We start from the raw sequence: 764 nt of genomic DNA, 5'->3' as shown, positions 1-764 counted from the left end.
AGAACTTTAGCAACAACGCCCGCGCCAACGGTACGGCCGCCTTCACGGATTGCGAAACGCAGACCGTCGTCCATCGCGATTGGGTGGATCAGCGTCACAACCATCTTGATGTTGTCGCCTGGCATTACCATCTCTACGCCTTCTGGCAGTTCGATGGTACCGGTCACGTCAGTTGTACGGAAGTAGAACTGTGGACGGTAGCCTTTGAAGAACGGAGTATGACGGCCGCCTTCGTCTTTGGACAGGATGTACACTTCAGATTCGAACTTGGTGTGTGGCTTGATTGAGCCTGGCTTCGCCAGTACCTGACCACGTTCGATTTCTTCACGTTTGATACCACGCAGCAGAACACCAACGTTCTCACCAGCACGGCCTTCGTCCAGCAGTTTGCGGAACATTTCAACGCCAGTACAGGTAGACTTCGCAGTCTCTTTGATACCAACGATTTCAACTTCTTCGCCAACTTTGATGATACCGCGCTCTACACGACCGGTAACAACGGTACCACGACCGGAGATGGAGAATACGTCTTCGATTGGCAGCAGGAATGGCTTGTCAATCGCACGCTCTGGTTCTGGGATGTAAGAATCCAGGAAGCCAGCCAGTTCGATGATTTTCGCTTCCCACTCTGCTTCGCCTTCCAGCGCTTTCAGAGCAGAACCACGAACGATTGGAGTATCGTCGCCTGGGAAATCGTACTGAGACAGCAGTTCACGAACTTCCATCTCTACCAGTTCCAGCAGCTCTTCGTCATCAACCATGTC

The 764-nt window shown here is 52.5% G+C and carries 1 protein-coding gene; it reads right to left on the bottom strand.

Annotated elements, in window-relative coordinates; genetic code table 11:
- Window positions 1–764 (bottom strand): elongation factor Tu (locus ACHHZ6_RS24740; RefSeq protein WP_395123185.1); only part of this gene is annotated, 764 nt, incomplete at both ends.

This window comes from Enterobacter cloacae complex sp. 2024EL-00214 (genome assembly GCF_043945575.1).
Classification (GTDB): domain Bacteria; phylum Pseudomonadota; class Gammaproteobacteria; order Enterobacterales; family Enterobacteriaceae; genus Enterobacter; species Enterobacter cloacae_P.
This window is presented reverse-complemented; position numbering and strand designations above follow the sequence as displayed.